The 23,384-nt window shown below is 52.4% G+C and carries 24 protein-coding genes and 1 CRISPR repeat array; of the genes, 8 read left to right on the forward strand and 16 right to left on the reverse strand.

Annotation, left to right across the window (positions count from 1 at the left end; genetic code table 11):
* Nucleotides 1–236 precede the first annotated feature (236 nt).
* The 4 genes from P0O24_RS02655 to P0O24_RS02670 all read left to right on the forward strand — a co-directional run bounded on the left by P0O24_RS02655 (nucleotide 237) and on the right by P0O24_RS02670 (nucleotide 1,463).
* Nucleotides 237–446: a hypothetical protein gene (locus P0O24_RS02655; protein ID WP_316968192.1), complete on the forward strand. Its 210-nt coding sequence runs from the start codon at nucleotides 237–239 to the stop codon at nucleotides 444–446.
* Nucleotides 443–907, forward strand: a complete 465-nt coding sequence (locus P0O24_RS02660; RefSeq protein WP_316968193.1) for an antitoxin VapB family protein — start codon at nucleotides 443–445, stop codon at nucleotides 905–907. Before P0O24_RS02655 ends, P0O24_RS02660 begins: the two co-directional genes overlap by 4 nt.
* Nucleotides 907–1,083, forward strand: a complete 177-nt coding sequence (locus P0O24_RS02665) for a hypothetical protein (RefSeq protein ID WP_316968194.1) — start codon at nucleotides 907–909, stop codon at nucleotides 1,081–1,083. Before P0O24_RS02660 ends, P0O24_RS02665 begins: the two co-directional genes overlap by 1 nt.
* A 62-nt stretch (nucleotides 1,084–1,145) precedes the next feature.
* Nucleotides 1,146–1,463 (forward strand): type II toxin-antitoxin system VapC family toxin, encoded by a 318-nt coding sequence (locus P0O24_RS02670; protein WP_316968277.1) that lies wholly within the window; start codon nucleotides 1,146–1,148, stop codon nucleotides 1,461–1,463.
* A gap of 64 nt (nucleotides 1,464–1,527) precedes the next feature.
* Here the strand turns inward: P0O24_RS02670 and P0O24_RS02675 are convergent, their stop codons facing one another.
* The 10 genes from P0O24_RS02675 to P0O24_RS02720 all read right to left on the reverse strand — a co-directional run bounded on the left by P0O24_RS02675 (nucleotide 1,528) and on the right by P0O24_RS02720 (nucleotide 17,365).
* Entirely contained in the window at nucleotides 1,528–2,478 is a 951-nt protein-coding gene (locus P0O24_RS02675) for an alpha/beta fold hydrolase (protein ID WP_316968195.1), read from the reverse strand.
* Between the two features lie 154 nt (nucleotides 2,479–2,632).
* A CRISPR array of direct repeats spans nucleotides 2,633–7,217; the repeat unit is 37 nt; unit sequence GTTTCAATCCTTGTTTTTCTGGAACTTGCGCCCGGAC.
* Nucleotides 7,218–7,381: 164 nt separating this feature from the next.
* A complete protein-coding gene (locus P0O24_RS02680; RefSeq protein WP_316968196.1) occupies nucleotides 7,382–8,038 on the reverse strand; it encodes a CRISPR-associated endonuclease Cas6 in 657 nt (218 codons plus the stop codon).
* A 13-nt stretch (nucleotides 8,039–8,051) separates the two neighbouring features.
* Nucleotides 8,052–10,508 carry a CRISPR-associated helicase Cas3' gene (gene cas3 / locus P0O24_RS02685; protein ID WP_316968197.1) on the reverse strand — a complete coding sequence of 819 codons (2,457 nt, stop codon included), beginning with the start codon at nucleotides 10,506–10,508 and terminating at the stop codon, nucleotides 8,052–8,054.
* On the reverse strand, nucleotides 10,474–11,187 hold the full coding sequence (cas5b, locus tag P0O24_RS02690; RefSeq protein ID WP_316968198.1) for a type I-B CRISPR-associated protein Cas5b: 714 nt from the start codon (nucleotides 11,185–11,187) through the stop codon (nucleotides 10,474–10,476). The genes cas3 and cas5b overlap by 35 nt, the downstream gene beginning before the upstream one ends.
* Before the next feature lie 7 nt (nucleotides 11,188–11,194).
* Nucleotides 11,195–12,115, reverse strand: coding sequence for a type I-B CRISPR-associated protein Cas7/Csh2 (gene cas7b / locus P0O24_RS02695; RefSeq protein WP_316968199.1), 921 nt, complete (start codon nucleotides 12,113–12,115; stop codon nucleotides 11,195–11,197).
* An 11-nt stretch (nucleotides 12,116–12,126) separates the two neighbouring features.
* Entirely contained in the window at nucleotides 12,127–13,995 is a 1,869-nt protein-coding gene (locus P0O24_RS02700; RefSeq protein ID WP_316968278.1) for a TIGR02556 family CRISPR-associated protein, read from the reverse strand.
* A 284-nt stretch (nucleotides 13,996–14,279) separates the two neighbouring features.
* A complete protein-coding gene (gene cas4, locus P0O24_RS02705; RefSeq protein ID WP_316968200.1) occupies nucleotides 14,280–14,918 on the reverse strand; it encodes a CRISPR-associated protein Cas4 in 639 nt (212 codons plus the stop codon).
* A 7-nt stretch (nucleotides 14,919–14,925) separates the two neighbouring features.
* Nucleotides 14,926–15,213: a CRISPR-associated endonuclease Cas2 gene (gene cas2, locus P0O24_RS02710; RefSeq protein WP_316968201.1), complete on the reverse strand. Its 288-nt coding sequence runs from the start codon at nucleotides 15,211–15,213 to the stop codon at nucleotides 14,926–14,928.
* Nucleotides 15,214–15,253: 40 nt separating this feature from the next.
* Entirely contained in the window at nucleotides 15,254–16,279 is a 1,026-nt protein-coding gene (cas1, locus tag P0O24_RS02715; RefSeq protein ID WP_316968202.1) for a CRISPR-associated endonuclease Cas1, read from the reverse strand.
* Nucleotides 16,280–16,519: 240 nt separating this feature from the next.
* Nucleotides 16,520–17,365 carry a hypothetical protein gene (locus tag P0O24_RS02720; RefSeq protein WP_316968203.1) on the reverse strand — a complete coding sequence of 282 codons (846 nt, stop codon included), beginning with the start codon at nucleotides 17,363–17,365 and terminating at the stop codon, nucleotides 16,520–16,522.
* 185 nt (nucleotides 17,366–17,550) lie between these two features.
* Between P0O24_RS02720 and P0O24_RS02725 the strand changes: the two genes are divergently transcribed.
* From P0O24_RS02725 to P0O24_RS02740, 4 genes are all read left to right on the forward strand, one after another.
* Complete coding sequence (locus P0O24_RS02725; protein ID WP_316968204.1) at nucleotides 17,551–17,808, forward strand: type II toxin-antitoxin system HicB family antitoxin; 258 nt, start codon at nucleotides 17,551–17,553, stop codon at nucleotides 17,806–17,808.
* Between the two features lie 64 nt (nucleotides 17,809–17,872).
* The gene (locus tag P0O24_RS02730; protein WP_316968205.1) at nucleotides 17,873–18,202 is read left to right on the forward strand and encodes a nucleotidyltransferase family protein; all 330 of its coding nucleotides are present in this window, start codon (nucleotides 17,873–17,875) and stop codon (nucleotides 18,200–18,202) included.
* A gap of 95 nt (nucleotides 18,203–18,297) precedes the next feature.
* Nucleotides 18,298–18,534 carry a type II toxin-antitoxin system HicB family antitoxin gene (locus P0O24_RS02735; RefSeq protein ID WP_316968206.1) on the forward strand — a complete coding sequence of 79 codons (237 nt, stop codon included), beginning with the start codon at nucleotides 18,298–18,300 and terminating at the stop codon, nucleotides 18,532–18,534.
* Nucleotides 18,531–18,770, forward strand: a complete 240-nt coding sequence (locus tag P0O24_RS02740; protein WP_316968207.1) for a type II toxin-antitoxin system HicA family toxin — start codon at nucleotides 18,531–18,533, stop codon at nucleotides 18,768–18,770. Before P0O24_RS02735 ends, P0O24_RS02740 begins: the two co-directional genes overlap by 4 nt.
* Nucleotides 18,771–18,803: 33 nt before the next feature.
* On the opposite strand, the gene fhcD is transcribed toward P0O24_RS02740, so the two are convergent.
* Genes fhcD through P0O24_RS02770 form a run of 6 tightly spaced genes read right to left on the reverse strand, consistent with a single transcriptional unit; the run spans nucleotide 18,804 to nucleotide 23,297 of the window.
* Complete coding sequence (fhcD, locus tag P0O24_RS02745) at nucleotides 18,804–19,694, reverse strand: formylmethanofuran--tetrahydromethanopterin N-formyltransferase (RefSeq protein WP_316968208.1); 891 nt, start codon at nucleotides 19,692–19,694, stop codon at nucleotides 18,804–18,806.
* Between the two features lie 52 nt (nucleotides 19,695–19,746).
* Nucleotides 19,747–20,376, reverse strand: coding sequence for an IMP cyclohydrolase (locus P0O24_RS02750; protein WP_316968209.1), 630 nt, complete (start codon nucleotides 20,374–20,376; stop codon nucleotides 19,747–19,749).
* 56 nt (nucleotides 20,377–20,432) lie between these two features.
* Nucleotides 20,433–21,311 carry a thiamine pyrophosphate-dependent enzyme gene (locus P0O24_RS02755; RefSeq protein WP_316968210.1) on the reverse strand — a complete coding sequence of 293 codons (879 nt, stop codon included), beginning with the start codon at nucleotides 21,309–21,311 and terminating at the stop codon, nucleotides 20,433–20,435.
* Between the two features lie 10 nt (nucleotides 21,312–21,321).
* A complete protein-coding gene (gene porA, locus P0O24_RS02760; RefSeq protein WP_316968211.1) occupies nucleotides 21,322–22,500 on the reverse strand; it encodes a pyruvate synthase subunit PorA in 1,179 nt (392 codons plus the stop codon).
* On the reverse strand, nucleotides 22,501–22,761 hold the full coding sequence (locus P0O24_RS02765; protein ID WP_316968212.1) for a 4Fe-4S binding protein: 261 nt from the start codon (nucleotides 22,759–22,761) through the stop codon (nucleotides 22,501–22,503). It abuts the gene before it with no gap.
* Complete coding sequence (locus P0O24_RS02770; protein ID WP_316968213.1) at nucleotides 22,758–23,297, reverse strand: pyruvate ferredoxin oxidoreductase subunit gamma; 540 nt, start codon at nucleotides 23,295–23,297, stop codon at nucleotides 22,758–22,760. Before P0O24_RS02770 ends, P0O24_RS02765 begins: the two co-directional genes overlap by 4 nt.
* Between the last annotated feature and the right edge of the window lie 87 nt (nucleotides 23,298–23,384).

Here is a 23,384-nt window from a genome sequence, read left to right on the forward strand (position 1 = left end):
GATACGCCCATCAGTCTCTGCACGAAGCTTTTCCGGTAGCTCCTCAGTATTTTGTATAGTTACAATATCTCCCTTCATAAGATCTATTTTGTCTGTTCTATTATATCAATTTAGTCGTAAGACTATAATACTGAAGTCGACCAACAGGTACGGCTAGGATTTAATCTCCAAGGAGGTGAAAGAGACGAGAACCAGGGTTTTGGACGGCGCTTCTGGCGGCCCTATTCCTCCTGACGATGGCGGCCGCCGCCGGCGGGATCTTCCAGGGGATCTCCGGGGGGCCGTCGATGAGACGCGCCGGGGTATCGGGGTCGATCGACGGGATCTTCGCCAGACGCCCGAAGGCGCCGGCCACCTTCCCCGGCCCCCTCTTCATGCCGGGCGAAGAGTTCTGCCAGAGGGTCGCTATCCACCTCTCAAACCCCCCAATGGCCTGGGGTTGGTGAAGGAAGCGGCGCCCGGCGTGGCGGACCGGAGGCCCGGCTCCCGAGGTGGGGAGGGGACCGGGCCGCGATCCGCGGGGGCGGGGATGGACCGCTCTAGCCTTTTTTTGCCAGGGGACGCCCAGGGGGCGGAGGATCGGCGGGCGGCCGAGGTGCTGGAATTGTATCTTGCCGGTCTCGCCTGCGAAGGCCGGCGAGGCTCAAATACACGTACATACATAGATCGATCCATGGCGACGAAGACGATCAGCATAACCGAGGAGGCTTACGAGAGGCTGAAGGACCTCAAGGACTCCGAAAAGATGAGCTTCTCCGAGGTGATCCTCAGCTACTACCCGAGGCGCAGGAAGCTCTCCGAGGCCCTGGCGGAGATCGCCGGGCCCGAGGCCGCCGGCCTGGCCGAGGGGGTCGAGAGGGCGTCGGAGGAGCTCCGGTCGGCGAGGATGAGGGTGGTCGAGCTCTGATGCCGGTCCTCGATACCTCCTTCATCGTCGACCTCCTGCGGGGCAAAGAGGAGGCCCTGGCCCTCCTGGCGGTGGTGCGCCTGGAATTGGTTGATGTATCCAACGGCAACGACATTGCTTCTGATTTGCGAATTCGCACTCAAATCCGTCCTGTAATTAAAAGTGCTATTCTGTAGCGTCTCTAAGAATTCCAAGCGAAATATCAACCGAATCAAAGAGCACCACCCTCCTGGCGGAGCTGGAAGGCCGGGGCGCCCTCCTCGCCACGACGCCGATCACCGTTCTGGAGCTGTACCGGGGGGCGTACCTCTCGGCGGACCCTGAACGGAACCTGGCGGCGGCGAAGAAGATCCTCGCGTCCCTCATAGTCCTCCCTCTGGACGACGAGGCTACAATCGTCTTCGGCGCCCTATCTGCACGCCTCCAATCGGAGGGGAGGAGGATCGGCGATTTTGACGAGGTGATCGCCGCAATCGCCCTCTGCCGGGACCCGGAGATCGTGACGGGGGACCTTCGCTTCCGGCAGGCTGCGAGGCTCGTGGTGGTGGGGTGGTGAGGTGCAGGGGCCTTTTTGAGGGGTCCGTTCGCAGAGGGGGGTGCGAAGGGGGGTGCTGGGGGGACTACTCGCTCATGTGGTCGAGGATCTGCTTCTGCACGGCCGTGCGGATAGTCGATTGCTCGACGATCATGAGGAGGTGGCCGCCACGGTCGAAACTGACCAGCGTGGCCCCCGGAATGGTGGCGGCAGCGAACTGTGCATTGTGGTAGAGCTGGAGGGTGTCGTCGGTGGCATGGACGATCAGGGTTGGGGCTGTGATCGTGGCGATCCTCTCGTTGGGCATCGCCGCCTTGTTGTCGAAAGCGGCGCCGGCGGCCCGGGGCGAAGCCGGGTTCATATAATCGATGATCTCTTCAGCCATCTCCCGTTGCCGGGGGGAAAGTTCCGCAATGACCGTTTCGTCGGCGCCCATCAGCTCCATGAACTGCTTCTTGAATAGGTTGGTTATGGTCCAGTAGAGCGGATCATACCGATAGATGGTCACCAGCATCTCGCCTTGCCGATGGGCCTGGGCCTGGTCTGGTGCGGCGCAAGAGGCGACCCCGGCGGAGATGAGGGTGAGGGAGGAGACCCGCTCAGGGTGCAGTACTGCCAGGAGGAGCGCCGATGGGCCGCCATGAGAGATGGCGACGACCGCAGCTTTTTCGACCCCCAGCTGGTCGAGGAGATAGGCGTAGGCATCGGCCTGGTCGTCAAAAGTGGCCCCCTCGTTGAAGGTCGAGCGCAGATAGCCGAAACGCGAAGGCGCGATCCAGTGGAATTGATCCCCGAGCACCGCCTCCACCACCAGCTCGCCCTGATCGTAGCCGCCGCCGCTCCCGTGGATCACCAGGACGGGAGGACCTGATCCGCCCTGGGTGTATTCGATATCCCCATAGGGCGAAGGTATGACCGTGCTCTTCCCCTGGATCCGCTCATAGGCTCGGTTCATATCCCAGAGATATGCTGCGGAAACAAAAACCACCGCTACGATCAACCCTACCGCAATCCAGCGCAGAATCTTTCCAAGCATCTTCTTCTCCTTTTTGGGACCGCCCACCAGAATGGATCTCCTGATTATCGCGGATCAATGTAGCGCTCGCAGCCTTTGGGTTTCGATCCCTGTCTCTGGTGGACTCGCGCCCGGACCTCCGATGCCTCCATGTTGAACTGTGAAAGGGAATTGGGTTTCAATCCTTGTTTTTCTGGAACTTGCGCCCGGACATAGCGCATGGAACTGCCTTCACTAGAAAACTTGTTCGTTTCAATCCTTGTTTTTCTGGAACTTGCGCCCGGACTGGCTGGACGTGCCCACAATTCCGAGAATGTTCTGTGTTTCAATCCTTGTTTTTCTGGAACTTGCGCCCGGACAGGTGTCGCCCAGGTGTTACTACAGAACAAAGAATGTTTCAATCCTTGTTTTTCTGGAACTTGCGCCCGGACCCCCCAGCACCCCACCGGTCTTTAGGCTGGATGACTGTTTCAATCCTTGTTTTTCTGGAACTTGCGCCCGGACCACACAATGCCCGATGCGGCTAGGTCCGCGTGGCTGTTGTTTCAATCCTTGTTTTTCTGGAACTTGCGCCCGGACGTCTGGGATCTCGGAAAGGACGCCCCGATTCTCTGGTTTCAATCCTTGTTTTTCTGGAACTTGCGCCCGGACGTTAGGTCGTTAGGTTTACCCTTTGACGAAGTAAGGTGTTTCAATCCTTGTTTTTCTGGAACTTGCGCCCGGACTGGATGGAGGATATACTGCCTTCCTCGGAAGCTCTGAGTTTCAATCCTTGTTTTTCTGGAACTTGCGCCCGGACTTGGGCTCAGGCCCGACGAAGCCGCCGGATACTGCCGTTTCAATCCTTGTTTTTCTGGAACTTGCGCCCGGACTTGGAAACCTGACTTACGCTCAATCGGTTTTCGTCTCGTGTTTCAATCCTTGTTTTTCTGGAACTTGCGCCCGGACACCTCGGCCCCATCGCTGGAGTCCGGTCATCATGGAGTTTCAATCCTTGTTTTTCTGGAACTTGCGCCCGGACTCCCGATATAGCGAGAGGATCAGCAAACTTAAAGGAGTTTCAATCCTTGTTTTTCTGGAACTTGCGCCCGGACCGAGAGACTCAGACGCTCTTCTCTTCGATCCCGTAGGGTTTCAATCCTTGTTTTTCTGGAACTTGCGCCCGGACATAATCTCGATATCTGGCGGTGCGGCCTTCAGGGTAGTTTCAATCCTTGTTTTTCTGGAACTTGCGCCCGGACGTTGGCCCTGGCGGTCTTATGCTATTGCACCACGGAGTTTCAATCCTTGTTTTTCTGGAACTTGCGCCCGGACCTCCCTCGCCTGGCTTGAGCTGGAGGCGAGCGAAGTTTCAATCCTTGTTTTTCTGGAACTTGCGCCCGGACATATTAGATATTGCACTGCAATGCGACTCAAGATGAGTTTCAATCCTTGTTTTTCTGGAACTTGCGCCCGGACCCCATCTCCTCAGATCATCGGTATCGCCTCCGGGAAGCGGTTTCAATCCTTGTTTTTCTGGAACTTGCGCCCGGACTTTTGGAGGACGTAGAGCCAGTAGAGGCCCGGGAGGTTTCAATCCTTGTTTTTCTGGAACTTGCGCCCGGACCAAGAGACGTGGGGGAAACCCCGGTGATCCTGAAAGTTTCAATCCTTGTTTTTCTGGAACTTGCGCCCGGACACCAACGACGGGAAGCTCGATGCCATCCTGACAAAAGGTTTCAATCCTTGTTTTTCTGGAACTTGCGCCCGGACAGATGTCGGTTATGGCCCGGACCTGGTTTTGACCTCCGATGTTTCAATCCTTGTTTTTCTGGAACTTGCGCCCGGACGGGGATTGGTCGCCGGGGTGATTGAGAGCTGCCCGGGTTTCAATCCTTGTTTTTCTGGAACTTGCGCCCGGACCTTGAAATATTAGACGATAAAGATTTTGAGGAGTTTAGTTTCAATCCTTGTTTTTCTGGAACTTGCGCCCGGACGCCATAAAGGTCCCCGTAGCCGTGTGATCCACCCCCGTTTCAATCCTTGTTTTTCTGGAACTTGCGCCCGGACAATCCGGCGGGGATATGGGAAAAACTGGAGCTATGAGTTTCAATCCTTGTTTTTCTGGAACTTGCGCCCGGACTTTGTCCTTTTGCCATAATCTTTCCTCCTAATTACGTTTCAATCCTTGTTTTTCTGGAACTTGCGCCCGGACTTCCCGTCGGTCTCAATCGTCCATAGATCAATGGTCGTTTCAATCCTTGTTTTTCTGGAACTTGCGCCCGGACTTTGTCTGTGAGAATTGCGTTATAGCAGAGGATATGGGTTTCAATCCTTGTTTTTCTGGAACTTGCGCCCGGACTCTTACGTTTCGTCTCTTCAGATAGACTGCAACCCTGTTTCAATCCTTGTTTTTCTGGAACTTGCGCCCGGACTCTAAAGCCCGAATACCTCTTTTGATCTTCAAATTTGCGTTTCAATCCTTGTTTTTCTGGAACTTGCGCCCGGACTAAAATCCGAGAGATGGAAAGATAGTACATATAAGTTTCAATCCTTGTTTTTCTGGAACTTGCGCCCGGACGCTGGATGGCGGTATACGAGGTGGTAATTGAATGAGTTTCAATCCTTGTTTTTCTGGAACTTGCGCCCGGACTCTTAGTCTTTCGACCTCGCCCCTAAACTGAGGTATATGGTTTCAATCCTTGTTTTTCTGGAACTTGCGCCCGGACCTCTTCAGGAGGGGATAGATCGGGGGGTGTACTTGGAGTTTCAATCCTTGTTTTTCTGGAACTTGCGCCCGGACACAGTTTGTCAGCCAGCCCCATGCCAGCCAGGTCTTGTTTCAATCCTTGTTTTTCTGGAACTTGCGCCCGGACCGAACGTTTTCGACCAGAGTGGACTCCACATCTTCGGTTTCAATCCTTGTTTTTCTGGAACTTGCGCCCGGACCCGTTCGCCGGAATCGGTAGCGAGGGGTTTGAATCGGGTTTCAATCCTTGTTTTTCTGGAACTTGCGCCCGGACGGTGTTATATTGCATCGCAAAACGGCGAATTGGTGGAGTTTCAATCCTTGTTTTTCTGGAACTTGCGCCCGGACGTCATAGGAACAAGACGTGAAAGCGATCGAACGATCAGTTTCAATCCTTGTTTTTCTGGAACTTGCGCCCGGACCCGATTTAACATCTATCCGATGGCCCTTCCCACAGAGTTTCAATCCTTGTTTTTCTGGAACTTGCGCCCGGACTAGATTGTGCCAAAACGTGTTTCTTTTTCACCAAAAGGTTTCAATCCTTGTTTTTCTGGAACTTGCGCCCGGACCTTCCAGCATATAGCCTGAGATTCGTTTTTGGGCTGAGTTTCAATCCTTGTTTTTCTGGAACTTGCGCCCGGACACTGATGGCGGTCATTAGCAAGTAACAACAACCTTGGTTTCAATCCTTGTTTTTCTGGAACTTGCGCCCGGACCCCCCAAAACATACATATCAGTTCGAGATAAAGTTGTTTCAATCCTTGTTTTTCTGGAACTTGCGCCCGGACTCAACTTCTTTAGAGCGTTCTATGGAGTCGAAAGGGTTTCAATCCTTGTTTTTCTGGAACTTGCGCCCGGACTAACTCATTGGTGGCTTGATGCGTGATGGACTCGTTGTTTCAATCCTTGTTTTTCTGGAACTTGCGCCCGGACTGTGGTTCCGCCCGGTGTTTGATCGGATCGACAAGATCGGGTTTCAATCCTTGTTTTTCTGGAACTTGCGCCCGGACCTTTAGCATCCGCAACAATTGTGGTCAATGACCACTGTTTCAATCCTTGTTTTTCTGGAACTTGCGCCCGGACGTAGTATCCAACAATTTGTACGGTTGCAGCCATGTTGTTTCAATCCTTGTTTTTCTGGAACTTGCGCCCGGACTCACCTTTGGAGTCAATCAAGCCCTGTTGAGACCCAGTTTCAATCCTTGTTTTTCTGGAACTTGCGCCCGGACACAGCGGGCAACGCTTCGATCAGAAACGATTCGTCCCGTTTCAATCCTTGTTTTTCTGGAACTTGCGCCCGGACTTCAGCAAGCTATATCTGACTTAGGGCAAAGCAGGTTTCAATCCTTGTTTTTCTGGAACTTGCGCCCGGACTTTGCATTAATTTCAATTAACGCAAACGAGCATTTGAGGTTTCAATCCTTGTTTTTCTGGAACTTGCGCCCGGACAGGAATCATACAATATTCCGCAGGAACGTGCGCAAGGTTTCAATCCTTGTTTTTCTGGAACTTGCGCCCGGACATCGAACGGCGCATCTTCTCGCATCTCATATGGATGTTTCAATCCTTGTTTTTCTGGAACTTGCGCCCGGACTCGTCCCGGCCCCGCCGTCTTTATCACCCTTCCAGTGTTTCAATCCTTGTTTTTCTGGAACTTGCGCCCGGACATGGATTTAGTTTGTGTGTACATCACGTTGATTATAAGTTTCAATCCTTGTTTTTCTGGAACTTGCGCCCGGACATTAATCTCCATCTCTCCACCTCAACACTGAATAAGTTTCAATCCTTGTTTTTCTGGAACTTGCGCCCGGACGACGACGACCCGTCCGAGCGTGTCCACCCTCTTCGGTTTCAATCCTTGTTTTTCTGGAACTTGCGCCCGGACTTGGGGAACAACCCGGCGTCCTCTTTCACCAGAACGAGTTTCAATCCTTGTTTTTCTGGAACTTGCGCCCGGACAGCATATCGATCCGAGCGTTGGATCATGAAGACCTCGTTTCAATCCTTGTTTTTCTGGAACTTGCGCCCGGACAGCGGCCGATTTTCGTCCTTTTTCCTGTTTCTTGGTGTCAAACCGGCCTTTTCAGACCCTCCCTCCGGCATGAGTAGAATTTATTGAACCCCTTATAAATTCATTCCTGCCAGGTGGCTTGAGGCCCGTACTCTGCCTCTCCGATGAGAACAGATGGGGCTTTCCTACCTCAACCTGGTTACAGCCCCAAACCCTCGGGAGACGGACTTGCCCAGGCCCAATAGCTCCGGGATCTCGAAGTTCGCCATGAACTCCCCCCTGATCCCCGTCACCTTCTCGTCTTTCAGCTGGCAGATCTCCTCCGTCGTCCCTCCCACCTCCAGCCGGATATGCTCTTTCGCCACGTATCCGAGCCCCTTGGAGGCGGAGAGGAGGTTACCCACCAGGATGCTCCGGAGGAGGTTTCGCCTCTCCTCCCGCGAAGCCTTTCTATATTTATCGTAGTTCTTCTGGTTGAGGGCGAGCCATGGCGTCGCAAACCGATAGCTGTGGATCGTCGAAGAGCAGCCGAACTCCTCGCATCTTAAGATCACGCCCCTCTCCATGATGGAGTAGGTGGACTCGCCGAGCCTGATCTCGTCGAACTTGTCGTAGATCTCTTTCAGGACCTCCGCACCCTCGTTGATCCCCAGGATTAGAGGGCCTTCCCTCAGCATCTTGTACTGGATGAGGGGATATCTGTAGATCAGCTTATTCGTTACGTGCTGGTGGAGGAGGGCGTGCTCGTTAAAGCTCGTGGCGAAGAAGCCGCGAAGCTTGGCGGCGTCTCCCCTCATGGGGGCGTCGGAGTGGAGGGTGAGGCGGAGGATTTTGAGGATCATGAGAACTCCTGCATCAGAATATCAGCGAGCCTTCACCGGCTTTTTCGCGTTTGAAGCCCGTATCCATATCGTAATAGTGGGGCAGTTCATTAAATGAAACGTATCCGATATTGGAGCCGTCAACGATCAACGAATGCCCAAATTTCTCCGGAACGGAAATCATATACTCGCTGAAATCCTTCTTGATATTCAGATATTTTTTCGTCCGTTCTAAATGGTTCTTCTCGGATTGCAGATCCTGGTATCGCCTCCAGATCTCTGCAGCTTTCTCGTCAATCTCGACAAAGACGTTCACCTTGGGGTAGTCTTCCTCTATGAGCTTGAAATTCTTGCTCAGATCCTTAAATGCCAATCCGGCGATATAGGCCAGGTTATCTCTTGAATCCTTGTCACCCATTCCTCTTTTCACAGCTTTGAAATATTGATTATTTAGGTCTAGGAATTCTGATTCTTTGATCGGCTCTTTGATGGGCTTAAGAATATCCAGGGTCTTGCTCATCAAGAAGGGATCATAGATATATTTATAAAATTCTTTTCTATCGTCTTTTAAAATGAATATCGATACTGTGCCCTTATCGTCTTTGGCCGAGTTTCTGTTGCATCTGCCTGCCACCTGGTTGATGGAGTCCAGCGGAGCAAAATCCCTGTAAACAATATCTGCATCGATGTCAACTCCTGCTTCTATAAGCTGGGTGCTGACGATGACTTTTCTCCTTCTTTCCGCATTCTTCTCTTTGATCTTATCGATTCTCTCAAGCCTCATCTTGGGGATGACGTTAGTAGAAAGGAAGAATCTCTCAGTCTCCTCGAGCTCAAGCTCCTTAACGAACTTGTAGACATCCTGGGCCGATCCGATGGTATTGAAAACTATCAGAAAATCCTTATTAGGCTTTTCCCTCAGATCATTTTCCAGCATAGCCTTGAATTCATCGAGGTTGAGGGCGTTATCAACTCTCAGGAATAGCTGAATTCTATTCAGGCCCCGAAAATACCCCTCTCTTCTCTTCGCTACCTCTTTGATCTCTCCTTCCGACTCATCAAAGATGAGCGGCTGGGTAGCGGTGATGAAGACAACATAGCTATTGAACTTCTCGCATAGCAGATTCAATGAATCATGTATCAGTTGCCAGTACTGGTGAGGCACAGCCTGCACTTCATCAAGGATTATTATGGAGTTGATCAGCTTGTTAAACTTGCGAAGCTGCTTATTCCTGTTAGAAAAAAGAGTGTTAAATAGCTGCCAGAAGGTGGTAACGATTATCTCCGAGTTCCAGCCCTCCAGAAGAAGCAGGCTCTTATCTACATCATACTCGTTCTCTGATGTCTTATATCCCACATCTGCCAGATGGTGATGCTTGAGAAGAAGCCTAGAATCTTTGGGCTTGCCTCCGTTGGCCAAAACCTCATCAAAGACTTTGTAGTTTTGATCGATTATGCTAAGAAACGGCAGCGCATAGATTATTCTGGGCTTGATTTTTCGTTCATTTTCCAATCTCTCCCTTAGCTTCAAGGATAAGGAGAGTGCGGCCAGCGTCTTACCCGTGCCTGTAGGGACATTCAGGGAGAGGATTCGATCTTCGAGATTCCAAGCCGTGATGCTCTCGATGGCGTCTTCGTAAATCTGATTCCTAAGGTCATTAATGTTGTTTTTATTGGAAGAAAACCCTTTAGCATCTCGATATTCGTCAACCAGCTTTGATGAAAGGTCCAAGCGGCCCAGATGAGCGCCGTCCAAGCCTGCGTCGGTCTTATCAGCATCTAAGAGGGTGGAATAAAGAAACTGAGAGACAAAATACGGATAAATGTTGTTTTCTTCACCCAAGCGTCTCACGAATCGCTTCTCTTTTCTGCCAATTTCTTTAGCAGAATCTTTCAAAATATAATTGATAATATTACTTAAATCGAATTTTAAGTTGATATTTCCCCTAAATAGAAGCAATGCCAAAATCTCGCTGATTTCTGCCCTGCCAATGGAATCTATGGAATTTATCTGCTCTTCTGCTACCTTCAATATTTTTTCTTTATCCGCATCAAAATCCTTTATCTCATCCATGGCGTTTAGAAGATTTCCATGATGCCTTTTCACGGCCATGAAAGATAAAATGGGCAGATAATCGGCCAATCCACCATTACGCCCTGCCTTCCTCAAGTACTCTTTGATCACTGCATAAGTAAAAAATGCTGAAAGCAGGCCATGATGAGTGGTATCCTTCGACTTGAGGGACTTTTTCTTCGCCTCATCCTTTTCATCAATGTATTCCTGGAAGAACCCAGTCGCTTTCCCTACGTCGTGTGTGATTCCAATTAGGTATGCTGCATCTTCCAATAGGTCGGCATCATCTATGTTCAAGGATCTATCTGCAATGGTTTTCCTGCTCAACTCTCCCACGCGCTGCAGATGATCCACAAGGCGTTTATTCGGATGGGATTTCAGCTTAAAGGAATAAGATTCGCTCGCTACTTCCGCCATTTTTCAGCTCCCACAATTCGCTAGCCTTCGCTCGAATGCTCTTTCCGTTGCGCTCAAAAAGAATCTCTCGATAATCAGTTACCTCTCTTGCCTCACCCATCTCGCAGGGCATTACCTCGGAAAAGTACTCTTTGCCCTCCTCGAACTCCGTCTTCTGAATGAACTTCCCAGGTACAACGCTGTCAATTTCCTGAATCTCTTCCACGGCAGCCATTCGCTCATATTCGCCCACGTACTCAAAATTGCAGATGAGCTCGCTCAGTCCAAGACAGGGCGTATAAATCGATTGGTGACTTGAAAGCATCTCTTTGACTTTTTCATAAAATTCTTCGTCCGAATGCGAGAAATAAATCCTGTATTTCGGATCTTTAACAAACTCAAACCTGATCTGCGTTCGGTTCTTGATCAGGTGCATCTTTAAGGCAGTCTTGGTATCGATCAGGTTTTCGCCTATCCTCACCTTTTTTACGGGAGCCAGGATCCTGCAGCCGATCAAAGCACCGTCTCTGAAGAACTTGCAGAAATAATCAGATTTATCAAGGCCAGCAATCGCTCCAATCAATCCCGAGAGCGCGGTCCGGGGCGGAAATGAATAGGTGAGGGGAGAGCTGGTAGAGTAATTCTTCCTGAAGTGAGCATAGTCCCCCCACACATCGAATACTATTACTCTATCCTGCATCGGGACCTCAGAAGGTTATCTGCTTCACTACAATACCAGTAGCCTCTGCCAGATTATCAATTGAAAAATCCGCGCCATCTTTGCAGAAATTCACTCTATCGTCTGAGCATATCTCGATGTCCTTGATGGAGCCCTTCTCCACTGCCAGTTTATTAACTAGTTCGGATATCTCAAGCTGAAAATCTGCGGTGTCACGTATGCTTTCATGGGGCATATCGGTTACTAATTTTATCATCTTATCCAGATCTCCGATGTGATAGTTCTTCTTGCTGTAGTTGACCTTCATAAGAAGCCTTGGAACCTGCCCTGTCTTGGTTCTGGAGATCAAGCTCTTGGTTCCGTTCCATATGCCGTCCAACAGGAACGTTACGTCCTCTTCTGAAAGGCCAGTGTGCTTAGCGGCATTCTCGTTAATTATGCCGTAGAAGAGGATGAGAGAGTACGGCAGAATATCTTCTTCTCGGAAAGTTGCCTGCTTTGAACCTTCCTTCGATGCAAAGGCTCCTGTGCCCTTTATGTGCTTCATGGTGACGCGATGAAGTGATCGCCCCATCTTGAACTGAACAGGGCCGGTGTAAGTTATCGAGTCCCCTTTAAGGGGGATAACCCCGCCGAATAGGCGCACGTCGATGCAATCATCTAAAATTTTCTCTGCATTCTCCCCGAAGTCCTTGGCTCGTCTCTTGCCATCCTGAATGAACATGTTTTGCTCATCGTAGACAATTTCTCTCACGAATATCTCTAGGCTCTTGAAATCGTGGAGGTAATCTCTGATCGTTCTCTTCAGTCTCACATCGGTTACAATATTCACTCCTGCCTCTTCATCAATCCTGGGCTTGTTCTCGTCCAGAGGATCGCCGTTAGGATTACCATCCCGAATATCATAGATAAAGAGAATCTCGGACCTGTTCTTTACTTCCTCGCTCATCTTTATGCCACCTAATCTATCTGTTCTTTGTCTTCTTTCTCATTCTTGAATAGCTTCTGCATATCCATTCCCAGAACAAAGTAGAAGCTCAGCTCATCATCGGTCTCTCTCCAGTTGACTCCAGCTAAAATGAAGTGTTGAGCAATAATTGATTCCAGATCTCGATAGTAGTTCTTTCCGTATTCTTCTAGTTTATTCTGGATTTCCGGAAGGAGCCGTTTGATGAGTGCCTCGTTCATCTTCAAGCCGTGGAGCTTTGTCCGAAACGGCGTGGCTCTCTTGTCCATCCACTGGATGTTGAGAAGTTTTTGAGCGAGCACCCCTTCCAGGAATGCCGCTTTCTTGGCATCGCTTGTAAAGAATGATTTATTGGCCTCGAAGAATCTCTCAACCTTCTGTTCCATCGAAAGACTTTCGAGATTCTCGATAGATTTCAGTCCACCTTTTTCTTCCATTTCTTCCATACCCTCCTTGTAATTTCTAAAAAGATTAAGCTCCTCTAGATAGTGCAATAGCAGGAAGCCGTTCAAAGTGACGATTTTTGTTTGACGGCTGTTGACGAACTCATCTCTCACTCTCCTCATTATAAAATCTAATAGAATATAGTAATTTATTGGGTCTCCAATAAAGGTCTTGTTCACAATTTCCAGGAAGATCTTATCGAAGGTCCTGTTCTTTGACTCTTGCGGGAAAAATCTCCTAACGACTCCGAAATTGAATTCTAGTGGAATCTTCTCACGCTGAGCCTCACTCAAGAGAAGATCGTTGTAGATCTTGAATCTACCATCTACTCTGTCTTTAACTTTAAAAATAAATCTCAATCTAGACGGAAGAACCCCCTCGATGAGGAGCAAAATTCTGTAGGAGGATTGCTCTTTTTTATAAAATATTAGGCTGTTGCTGATGAAATCCTTCATGTCCTGGACTATATCAAAAATCTCTTCTTCATCCGACGTTATGCTCTTCCTCACTTCGCCAGATAAGTTCTGCTTTTTCTTTTGAGCCTTTCCGCCTAAAATGTGTAAAATGTCCTGAAAATCGCCACCTAAAGCTAGCTTCGGCACGAGCAAGTATCTGAAGCCATAAAAGCTGAAGTCGAGTCTCTCCTCAATGTATTTCTTTCCCAGCTCAATACGTGTGGCGCAGTCGAAGCAGATAGGTGTATTCTTCCAGGATTCTGAGACTTCGAATCCTCCAGCAATGAAGCCAGGCTTGTCAAAGGTGTGAAAAGTCCAGGGAATGGCAAACCCATAGACCTCATCTTTATTCAACTTACATACAGAGCATGCTGCCTCTATTCCCTTTGATTCACCCTGAGATTTTTTTATAAAGTATTTATCTTTTCCTTTTCTGAGCAAAATGTTTTTGAAAAGCGGAATATCTTCGGGATAAAGCATATTCCCATTTTGCTCAATTCCTAAAGTAATAATGGCGTTATCCTTGGAGCTCTTTTGCGAAAATTTCTCGTGCAAAGCTGCTGAGATCTCTTCTGCATATTTACTGATGGCTAGGCTCATCCTACTAAGCTGATCTTTTTCATCTTTCGAGATCTGGTAGCTGTCATAGTTCTGGAACCATTTTAAGAATCTATTCTTGGTTTTTTCTAGATCCCCGGCTATTTTGCTTGTCGGTGTAGCATCGGTGCCATTTGGTGCTCCTTTCTTGTAGAGATATTTTTGGAATTGCTTGAACTCTTCCAGTTCTACGCGGTTAAAGGTGTATTCTTCACCATTCTCGGTTAAGACTATAATTAACACAAATTTATAATTCCCATTGCTATTAGGATTTTCTATAAATGTGGCAAGAAGGTCTTCGCCACCGTTGATTCTTTGAACATATTCTCCTATCTTGCTTACAGCCTCAATCACCCAAATCACCATCTTCAAACGCAAATATTCTTATATGTGCAGTCCATCCGGCATTTCGCATTAACGGTTTGAACGCTCATTAATTTTCCTGCTATCGATTTTTTGAGAATAGATATCAATCGACTCTGTATAGAGATCAAATAAGGCCAGCTTCATAAAGACTAAGAATATAATTATTAAATTTTTATAATATACTGAATTGTTAATATCGTGTTGACAAATTCTAGTAAAATTATTTTAAACAAAATTTAAGTTAAACGTTTGAATTTATGCACATTTTGGCAAGCAATAAATTCTTAATTTTGCATAGCCTTACTGCGGAATGCCGGGTCCATGCACCTCGCCTTCTGCTTCGTCCCGTCGGGATAATATTCCCTCTGAATTATCATAAGTATCTCGCGCACCATCTGCTCCGCTCTCTTATAATCTTTACCCCCGAGGTTTATCTCCTCCACGTGATGATTGCTCCTGGTATAGCAGACGTATCCCCGGTTCACATCGACGCCATAGTGCTCCATAATCAGGAGGCCGTAGAGGGCCGCCTGGTACTTATGAGTCCTGTAAACTGTCTTCTTCCACTCTGCGAACTTGTAGTCCATCGGCGCAGCAGTTCCGTCCTCCAGGAAGAGGACCTCGTCCACCTCTCCTTTGAGGTGATGCCCCCGCGATGTGAGATAGACCGAGATCTCCTTTCTCGTGCATTTGAGCCTCTTTCTCACGTAATCCCGGTTCACCTTCTCGCGGCTCTCGTGCAGCTCTCTGCCCTTTAGAACCTTGTAGCGTCTCTCCTCTCGTTGGGCGATGCCCAAGCAGTGCATGAAAAATATGAACCGGGGGCAGAAGAGGTACTCCAGGGCGTCGGAGACGGTGATGAATATCTCTTCATCCTTCGCCTTCTCTTCCTCAGCCGACGAAATATCGACCTTTGTCTTCATCTCGTCCTCAGAATACCTTGGTGATGGTCATTCCACTGACCATCTCCTGATCGAACCCCTCGCCGATCAGCTTGATCTTCTCGAAGCAGCCCTCACACATGGGAAAGACGTAGACCGAGTCCGACTCCTCGATGATCGCCTCGCACTCCAGGGCGAGGGAGTCGGCCTCGTTCCGGTTGAGGTCCCCGAGAAACGCGCTCTTCTGTACCCGGAAGAGGCCGTAGCCCTTGCAGATCTTCGCCACCCGGCTCCGGATCCTGTCGTCGGTTATATCGTAGATCGTCCATACCAGCATTAGAGACTCCTGCCCTCAGACTCCTGCCTTCTCATCCGTCTCATTCTTCTTCCGCGTCCAGGACGTTCACATCGAAGTCCTCCGCAAGCTCGGTCCCCGGCCGGATCAGCGAGTTGGCTATCCTGTGGCACTCCATCGTGATGGTGTTTCTCACCTTCACGTTTCGCCCCCGGTAGGAGATCGGCTCCTCCAGGGCTCCGTTCACCGCCTCGATCAGGGCCGCCTTCCCCTCCTTCGAGAGGCCCACCCCCTGCTCCAGCGGCTCGAAGAACTCGTCCTTGATCATGCGCCGGGTGAATAGATGTACGACGGCCTCATCGATGTAGGTCCGAAAGATCTCGATGATGTCGAAGACGAGGGACTTCTTGTTGTATGAGTCGGTATGGAGAAACCCCACGTAAGGGTCCAGCCCCGCTATGATGCATCCCTTTTCGACGAGGGAGTAGAGGACGCCGTAACCGTAGTTGAGCATGGCGTTGAACTCGTCCTTTGCGGGGCTCCTGCTCCTTCCAGGAAAACGATACCGTTCGGGCATTATAGATGAGATCGCCCCGAAGTAGGCCCGAGAGGCCATCCCCTCCAGACCGAGCATCTCCTGCCTCCGGAAATCTATCGTTCCCCGGAGCTGCTTCATATCGTCCCGGGACCTCTCGATCTCCTGGATGTACCCGTCCAGACCGCCCCCCTTCTCCGGCCTGGCCTTCTTCAACCGGTTCAGCAGAGCCATCTGATTTTCAAACTTCTTTATGCCCCACTCCTTAGCCAGGTTCAGTCCTTCGGTGCCATCATAGATCTCCAGCTGCCTCCTCCTGATCAGCGTCGTGCTCCCAAGCTTCGGGTGCCAGACCCTTCCGTAAGGGTCTCCGTGGGCGTCGAGAAAGACTATGTCTATGTTGTTGTCTACCGCCATCTTAATGGCATCTGTGGTTATATATGCGGCTGTAGTAATTAAGATGCTATTTATTTTGCCCGCCGCCACTTCAAAGCTCTTTTCATCCTTCTTTACCAGAAAGCAATCTCCACTTTTTCTTAAATACGACCCATATGTATTGATCACTAGCTGCATTTTATTTATCACAACCGCAATATCTAAGTAATTTATTAAAATTTAAGTTTTTTGGTCTAGACCTCAGATAATTTTATGCCACTCAAATCCATGCGCTGAAAAGCTGGGCCTATTCCCCCTTAAAAATAGAGAAATAATGGATGAATGGGCCAAATCATGAAAGTGTATCCCCACTCTTACCCCTCTGCCGAAGGAGTGGCAGACCCTATCCCCCTCTCCTGCCCCCCTCCCTCTCTCTCCTCAGAACAATATCCCGCAGTCGTACTCCACGAGCACCTGCGACCCCTCGCCGAGGATCAGGTGGGGAGCCTCCCTCTCCATCAATATCGACCTCTTGATAAACCCGCCCCACTTGGTGAAGACGACCGCTTCGACCTTCACCAGATCTCCATTCATGGAAACGGTCGGGGCGAGGTCGAATCCCTCCAAATCCGCCAGAAGCCCTTCGATCGTCGATTCGTCTGGGCCGAATCCGCCTCCCTGCCTCGCCCTGGCCTCCTCGCGGTCGGAGACGATCCTGCCGTCGTTGTAGTTTGCGTGCCAGAACTGGTAGAACTGCTCGCCCTGGATGCGCAGGAGGGCGAGCTGGAAGTACCCTTCCGGCGACCCGTCGGCGGCGATGTGGCGCAGGTAGTAGTCCTCCCTCTCCGCCCGCTTGTTTGGGGAAGCGGCGGCGACGTACTCGGAGTAGTTTCGATAAGGGGGCGCGGTGGATTTACGGGCGTAGAGGACGGGTCCGCCCCCGATCCCGGCGTAGTGGTAGACGTAGTCGAGGACGTATCCGCGCTGCGGGGAGATCCGGTCGAGGACGTCGAAGTAGAGGTTTGCGTCGAAGTCGCCTTCGGCCCTCTCGGCGTCTTCTTCTGCCAGATGGTCGGGGAAGCCCAGGGGCTCCTGGAGCGCCTCGAAATCTGCTACGACCTGCCTCGAGTAGGAGGGAGAGATAGTCGTCACCAGGAGCCACGATGGCTCCGCGATCGCCACGTCTTCATCTGCCATCTCGCCTTGGGAGCTGGAAGGCTGGAGGGATATGGCGAGGATGGAGAGGACCAGAAATATCTGCACGAGGGATTTATGGATCATCATATATCATACCGCCCCAAAATTTTTTAGATGCCTTTTGAGATACTCTCTTGAGCCGATCTAGTCGGTCTTCTAGTCGGTCTATTACTATTCATATTATTTAATGGTATTTCGCCCTGGATCACCGGGAGGATATGGCTCCGAATGCTCCGAATATAAAGCCATGATGATCCATCGCCATAGGTGATATGACGGATCGCAAGATGACCGGCCTGAACCTGGCCGCCTCCCTGAACCTGACCGCCACGATCTGGGAAGAGGATGGCGCCTACGTCTCCAAGTGCTCTGAGCTGGAGGTGGCAAGCTGGGGCGGGACGCCCGAGAAGGCCCTCGAAAATCTGAAAGAGGCGGTGGAGCTGTACCTGGAGAACGCCGGAGAGCTGGGCATCATCGACCCCGGCGCCCATCGACTTCTCAATCGGTCCGCGACCTTCGGCCGATCTTAACCTTTTCAAAAGAGATATATCCCCTGGGCTCGTTTAAGTCACGAACGGCCAGCAGGTGATGCCATTGACCGATGACACCCCAAAGATCCATCCAGATCGCCCCTCCCTCGACGATATCGTCAGGGCTCTGAGGGAGATGGTGCCATATCTCGCTGGGCGCTACGGCGTGAAGCATCTGGGCGTCTTCGGCTCTTATGCCAGGGGCGAGGCGGACGATAGAAGCGACCTTGATATCCTCGTGGAGTTTGAACGTGTACCCCCTACCCTCTGGGAGCTCATCGCCCTCGAAAGAGAGCTTGGAGATAAGCTGGGAGTCAAGGTGGATCTGGTGATGAAAAAGAGCCTAAAACCCGGAATCGGAGAGGCTATCCTGAAGGAAGTGGTCGCCGTTTGAGGGTGGGTTCATAGCCACCTTTAACTTGACCGGGTCGATCAATCGATATATAAGTACACATAAGCGATAGTCTGCCAGAACATGGAGATCGAGAAATGAAGAAGGTAAGTCTGACCGCCACGATATGGGAAGAAGAAGGTGCCTACGTCTCAAAATGTCCCGAGCTGGAGGTCGCAAGTTTTGGAAGTACACCAGAAGAGGCGCTTCAAAACCTGAAAGAAGCTGTAGAGCTATACCTGGAGAATGCTGAGGAGCTGGGCCTCATGGAAGATGTTGAGGCGGCCATTTCCTCCCCTCACAAATTTACCTCGATGATCGAGGTAACCACATGAGAAAGCTGCCCTTGGTCTCCTCAGACGACGTGGTAAAAGTCCTCAAAAAAGAGGGTTTCGAAGACGCTCCGAAGCGCGGCAAGGGCAGTCACACTGCATTTTACAAGATAGATGAGACTGGCCATAAACTTCTGGTCATCGTGCCTAAGAGCGAAAGGCTGCCAAGAGGTACGCTGATGGCCATCCTAAAACAGGCCGACTTATCCAAAGAGCGCTTCATCGAACTTTTAAAATAAAAATAGGATGAAACCGAAGTCCCGGAGCTCCCCTCACCCCAGGATCTCGTGGAGACCGAAGAGGTGGGGCCCCAGCTTCCCCTCGAAGTTTCCGGCCGATATCTTGACGACCCCCGGGACGGTGCAGGCGGCTTTTATCCCCGAGCGCATCGACCTTTCGATCGCCTCCCGATCGACGCCGTTGATGACCACCTCGTAGGAGGCTCCGATCTCCTGCGGGAGGGTGCATACCCCCTCGTCCCTGAGGGTGGGGCAGAACCTCACGTTCGTCGATGCCTTCAGGAACTTGTATCGGCTTCCCACCTTCGAGCCGCTGGCGACGACGCCGCCGGGGAAGGGGGTGATCGTCCCCTCCTCCTCCCTTATGGCGTCGACGGCCGCCTCGGCCGCCATCAGGGCGGAGGCCTGGTTCTCGGCCATGATGAAGAAGTTTCCTCCGGCGATCCCGTCGACGGCGCCGATCTTCTCCTCGACGATGAAGTCGCCGGACATCACCGGTATGATGCAGACCCCCCGCTCGCAGTAGGAGGCCTCCTTCTGGAAGCCGTCTCCGAAGAACTTCAGCTTCGCCCCCGTATCAAACTGCTTCTCCGCCTCCGGGATGCCGTTGAATACCGCCGTCGTCGGAGCCGTCAGGACGCACTGGCCGATCCTCGAAAGAAGCGAGTTCTCCAGGTTCTTATAGCTCATATTGCAGATCTGGATGAAGACCCCGGGCCTCCCGTCGGGGGTCTCGCTCCTCTTTGCCATCCGCTCGATCCCCGCCTCCGCCGGGCACATGATGACGGAGGTCCCAAACCCCGTCGCCTCCCTCGCCGCCTCCATAGCCCAACGCTCCGTTATGGCCGTTATCAGAACCCTGGCCACCTTTATCGGAAAGCCCTCTGCAAAGGTATCCTCAATCTCTACGCCGTTTATCTCCATCCCTTCCCCTCCTCAAAATCATCAAAATCTGAATCCTTCTCGTTCGGCGACCTCATCTTGTCGCCGGGTTGTATGCCGCGAGGCTGAAGCCGCTGCATCCGTCGCCGCCCGCATCGCTCCCGGCATCGAAGGCCGCAGCAGAGCATACCGGCTTTTCGTAGTCCATCTCGAAGGCGGCTTTTGCTATCTCTCCGGCGCTCCCGCCTCCGAGGCTGATCTCCTCGAAGTCCGTCTTCTCGTAGGTGGCGACCATGAAGGCCCCGTCCCCGGAGAGGTCGAACTCCTTAGCCCAGATCTCGTCCCTGCGGGCTATCCCCAGCCACCCCCGATCCCCCTTCACCACACCGGCGATCCTCGGGGTAGAAAGCTCGTCCCTCTCGTAGCCGAAAGCGATGAGGCTCAGGGCGATCGCCTCAAGGGGCCTCGTCCCGTCGGCGATCTTCTCTCCTATCATGTCGGCGTGGGTACCGTTGGCAACGACCGCCGCCTTCCCGGCGATCCTGATGCAGTTGTATGCTATGTAGGGGTTCTTCTCCAGATCCAGCGGATCCACAGGGGATACGAGGACTGAATCCCCCCTCACCTTAGCTTTGCGGTTGGGAAAGGAGCGGGACGATACCCGGTATCCGACCCAGGCCCGGCCTTTCGTCCCCCCTATGATCACGATCCTTCCTACGTACATCTTCCCTCTCCAAAAATAGACCGATTACGAGGGGCCGGAGGGCCCCTCAGGCTCCCTCAGTCGACGAGGCCGAACTTCTCGGCGTTGGCGTCGGCCATCGCCTGGATCTGGGCGATGACCTCCGCGCCGCCCTCCGCCTTGAAGAGGTGTCTGTACCTCCCCTGGGTCTTGAGGTAATCCTCGACCGGCCGCTTCCTCCTCACCTTCTTGACCCCCACCAGGACGCCGTCGACGTACTCGATCAGAGGCAACAGACAAGTCTCTACGACGAGCCTCGCCTGCTCGATGGTGTCGCCGGCCTCATAGTTCCATCCCGTGATGCAGGGGGCGTTGACCTGGATGTAGGCCGGCCCCTCGGCCGACAGAGACCTCTCGACCTTCCGCCGGAGGTCGACGGGGTAGGCGATGGAGGCGGTGGCGACGTAAGGGACTCTGTGGGCTACGGCTATCGCCGGCATGTCCTTTTTGGGGCGCGGATTTCCGAGGGAGAGCTTTCCCGTGGGCGTCGTCGTCGTCTTGGCGCAGAAGGGGGTCGATCCGCTCCTCTGGACACCGGTGTTCATGTACGCCTCGTTGTCGTAGCAGACGTAGGTGATCCTGTGGCCCCGGTCGAACATCCCCGAGATCGCTCCGAAGCCTATGTCGAAGGTGGACCCGTCGCCGCCGATGACCAGGATGTTGATGTCTTCCTTTTTGAACCTCTTCAGCGCCAACTCCACCCCGGAGGCGACCGCCGCCGCGTTCTCGAAGAGGGAGTGAACCCAGGGGACCCTCCAGGAGCTCTCCGGGAAGGGGGTCGAGGTGACCTCAAGACATCCGGTGGGCGAGGCGACGATGGTGTTGGGGCCTGCGGCGTCCAGTACCAGCTTTATCGCCGTGGGCATTCCACATCCTGCGCAGGCCCTGTGGCCGGGCGCAAACAAACTCTCTTCCATGATAATCCTCCTAGAGACACTCTGGCTTCACGTCGAAGATCTCAAACTCGTCCTCGATCCCGGCATCCGACACCTTAGACGCCTTCTCGACGATCTCTCTTATCTGCTTTATCCCTATGTCCCGGCCGCCGAGGCCGACCGCAAACCCTATGATCGGAGTCCTGATGGGGCTGTTGTAGAAGGCGCCTTTGAGGTCGGTGAGCAGGGCGCTCTCATACCCCATGGAGACGTCCTTCTCTATGACGGCGATGACGTTCGCATCCTTCAGGGCTCTCTTGAGCGCCTCCTCGGGGAAGGGCCGGTAGCTTCTGATCTTGACGAGCCCCACCTTCACCCCTTCTCTCCTGAGGTCGTCGATCGCCTCCTTGACGGTACCGACTAATGATCCCATGGTGACGAGGGCGACTTGGGCATCGTCCATGGAGTATGCTTCGATGAGGCCGCCGTATCCGCGGCCGAAGACCTCCTCAAACTCCTTGGAGACCTCCTCGATCTTCTTTAGAGACCTCTCCATCGCGCGGTACTGTTGGTACTTGAACTCGGTGAACCAGCTCGGGTCGGCGAAGGCTCCGAAGGTCTTGGGGTTTTTCGGGTCCAGGACGTACTCGGGCCGGTAGGGCGGGAGAAACTCCTTCACCTTCGACTCGTCGAGGAACTCCACCGGCTCGTAGACGTGGGTGAGGATGAACCCGTCCATGCAGGCCATGGAGGGTGTGAGGATCTTCGGATCCTCCGAGATCTTGAAGAGCTGGGGGGTGAGGTCGATCGCCTCCTGGACGTTCTCGGCATATATCTGGATCCAGCCCGCCTCCCTCGCCGCCATGGCGTCCTGCTGGTCGTTCCAGATGGAGAGGGGAGCGCTCAGGGCCCGGTTTACCGTCGTCATTACGATGGGCAGCCTCATCCCCGAGGCGTTGAAGAGGACCTCGAACATCAGGGCGAGCCCCTGGCTCGTAGTGGAGGTGTAAGTCCGGGCTCCAGCGGCGCTCGCCCCGATGAGGGACGAGAGGGAGGAGAACTCAGATTCGACGTTTATGTACTCGCAGTCGAGCTTCCCTTCGGCGACGAACTGCGATATGTGCTCGACGATGTGGGTCTGGGGGGTTATGGGATAGACCGATATGACGTCGGGAGAGCAGCACCTGACGGCGTCGGCTATCGCGTAGGATCCTTCCACCACTTTCCTCATCTACTTCTCCTCCAGGACCATGGTGATCGCTCCCCGGGGGCACTCATGGGCGCAGACGCTGCACCCCTTGCAGTAGTCGAGATCCGGGACATAGTTTCCCTCGATCTGGTGGATGCAGCTCTCGGGACAGTATATCTCGCAGAGGCTGCACTTGATGCACTTGTCGTGGTCGAAGACCGGGACGAAAGTCCTCCAGGCACCGGTCTTGGTGATCTCGGTGCTCCCCGGCTCCACCACCATTCTAACTGCGCATTTTGTCATAATCTGACCCCCTCGTAAGCGGTCTTTATGGCGGCGAGGTTCTTTTCCCCCAGGGCTCCGGAGAACCTGCTCAAAATGGCCTTGTTTACGCTGTCGAGGCTCACCTCTCCGGTGGCGCCGCAGAAGGCGCCGAGCATCGTGGTGTTGACGATGGGCCTTCCCAGCTTCTCAAGAGCGATCCGGGTGGCGTCGATGGCTATGACCTTCGCCTCAGTCTGTAGCTTCAGGTCTTTTGCTTCCCTGTCGGTATTGATTATTATCTTCCCCTCTGGCTTTAGGCCGCTCGTCACGTCGACGACGTCCAGCAGGGTGACGTCTTGAACTATGACGTAATCGGGCTCGTAAATCTGGCTCCGAATCCGGATCGGCTCGTCTGCGATCCGGGCAAAAGCCATAACTGGAGCACCTCTCCGCTCCACACCAAAGGCGGGGAAGGCCTGGGAGTACTTCTCATCTTCAAAAGCCGCAATGGCTATCAGCTCAGCGGCAGTAACAGCTCCCTGGCCACCCCGGCCGTGAAATCGAATCTCCTTCAACCGGCTGACCTCCTCACCGGCGTGAGGCGGCGACAGAATATAGCCTTTTCGGAGAAGGGAGCGACAGAGGCGCATCACCACGTTTTT

Source organism: Candidatus Methanocrinis alkalitolerans (assembly GCF_029167205.1).
GTDB classification, from domain to species: Archaea; Halobacteriota; Methanosarcinia; order Methanotrichales; family Methanotrichaceae; genus Methanocrinis; species Methanocrinis alkalitolerans.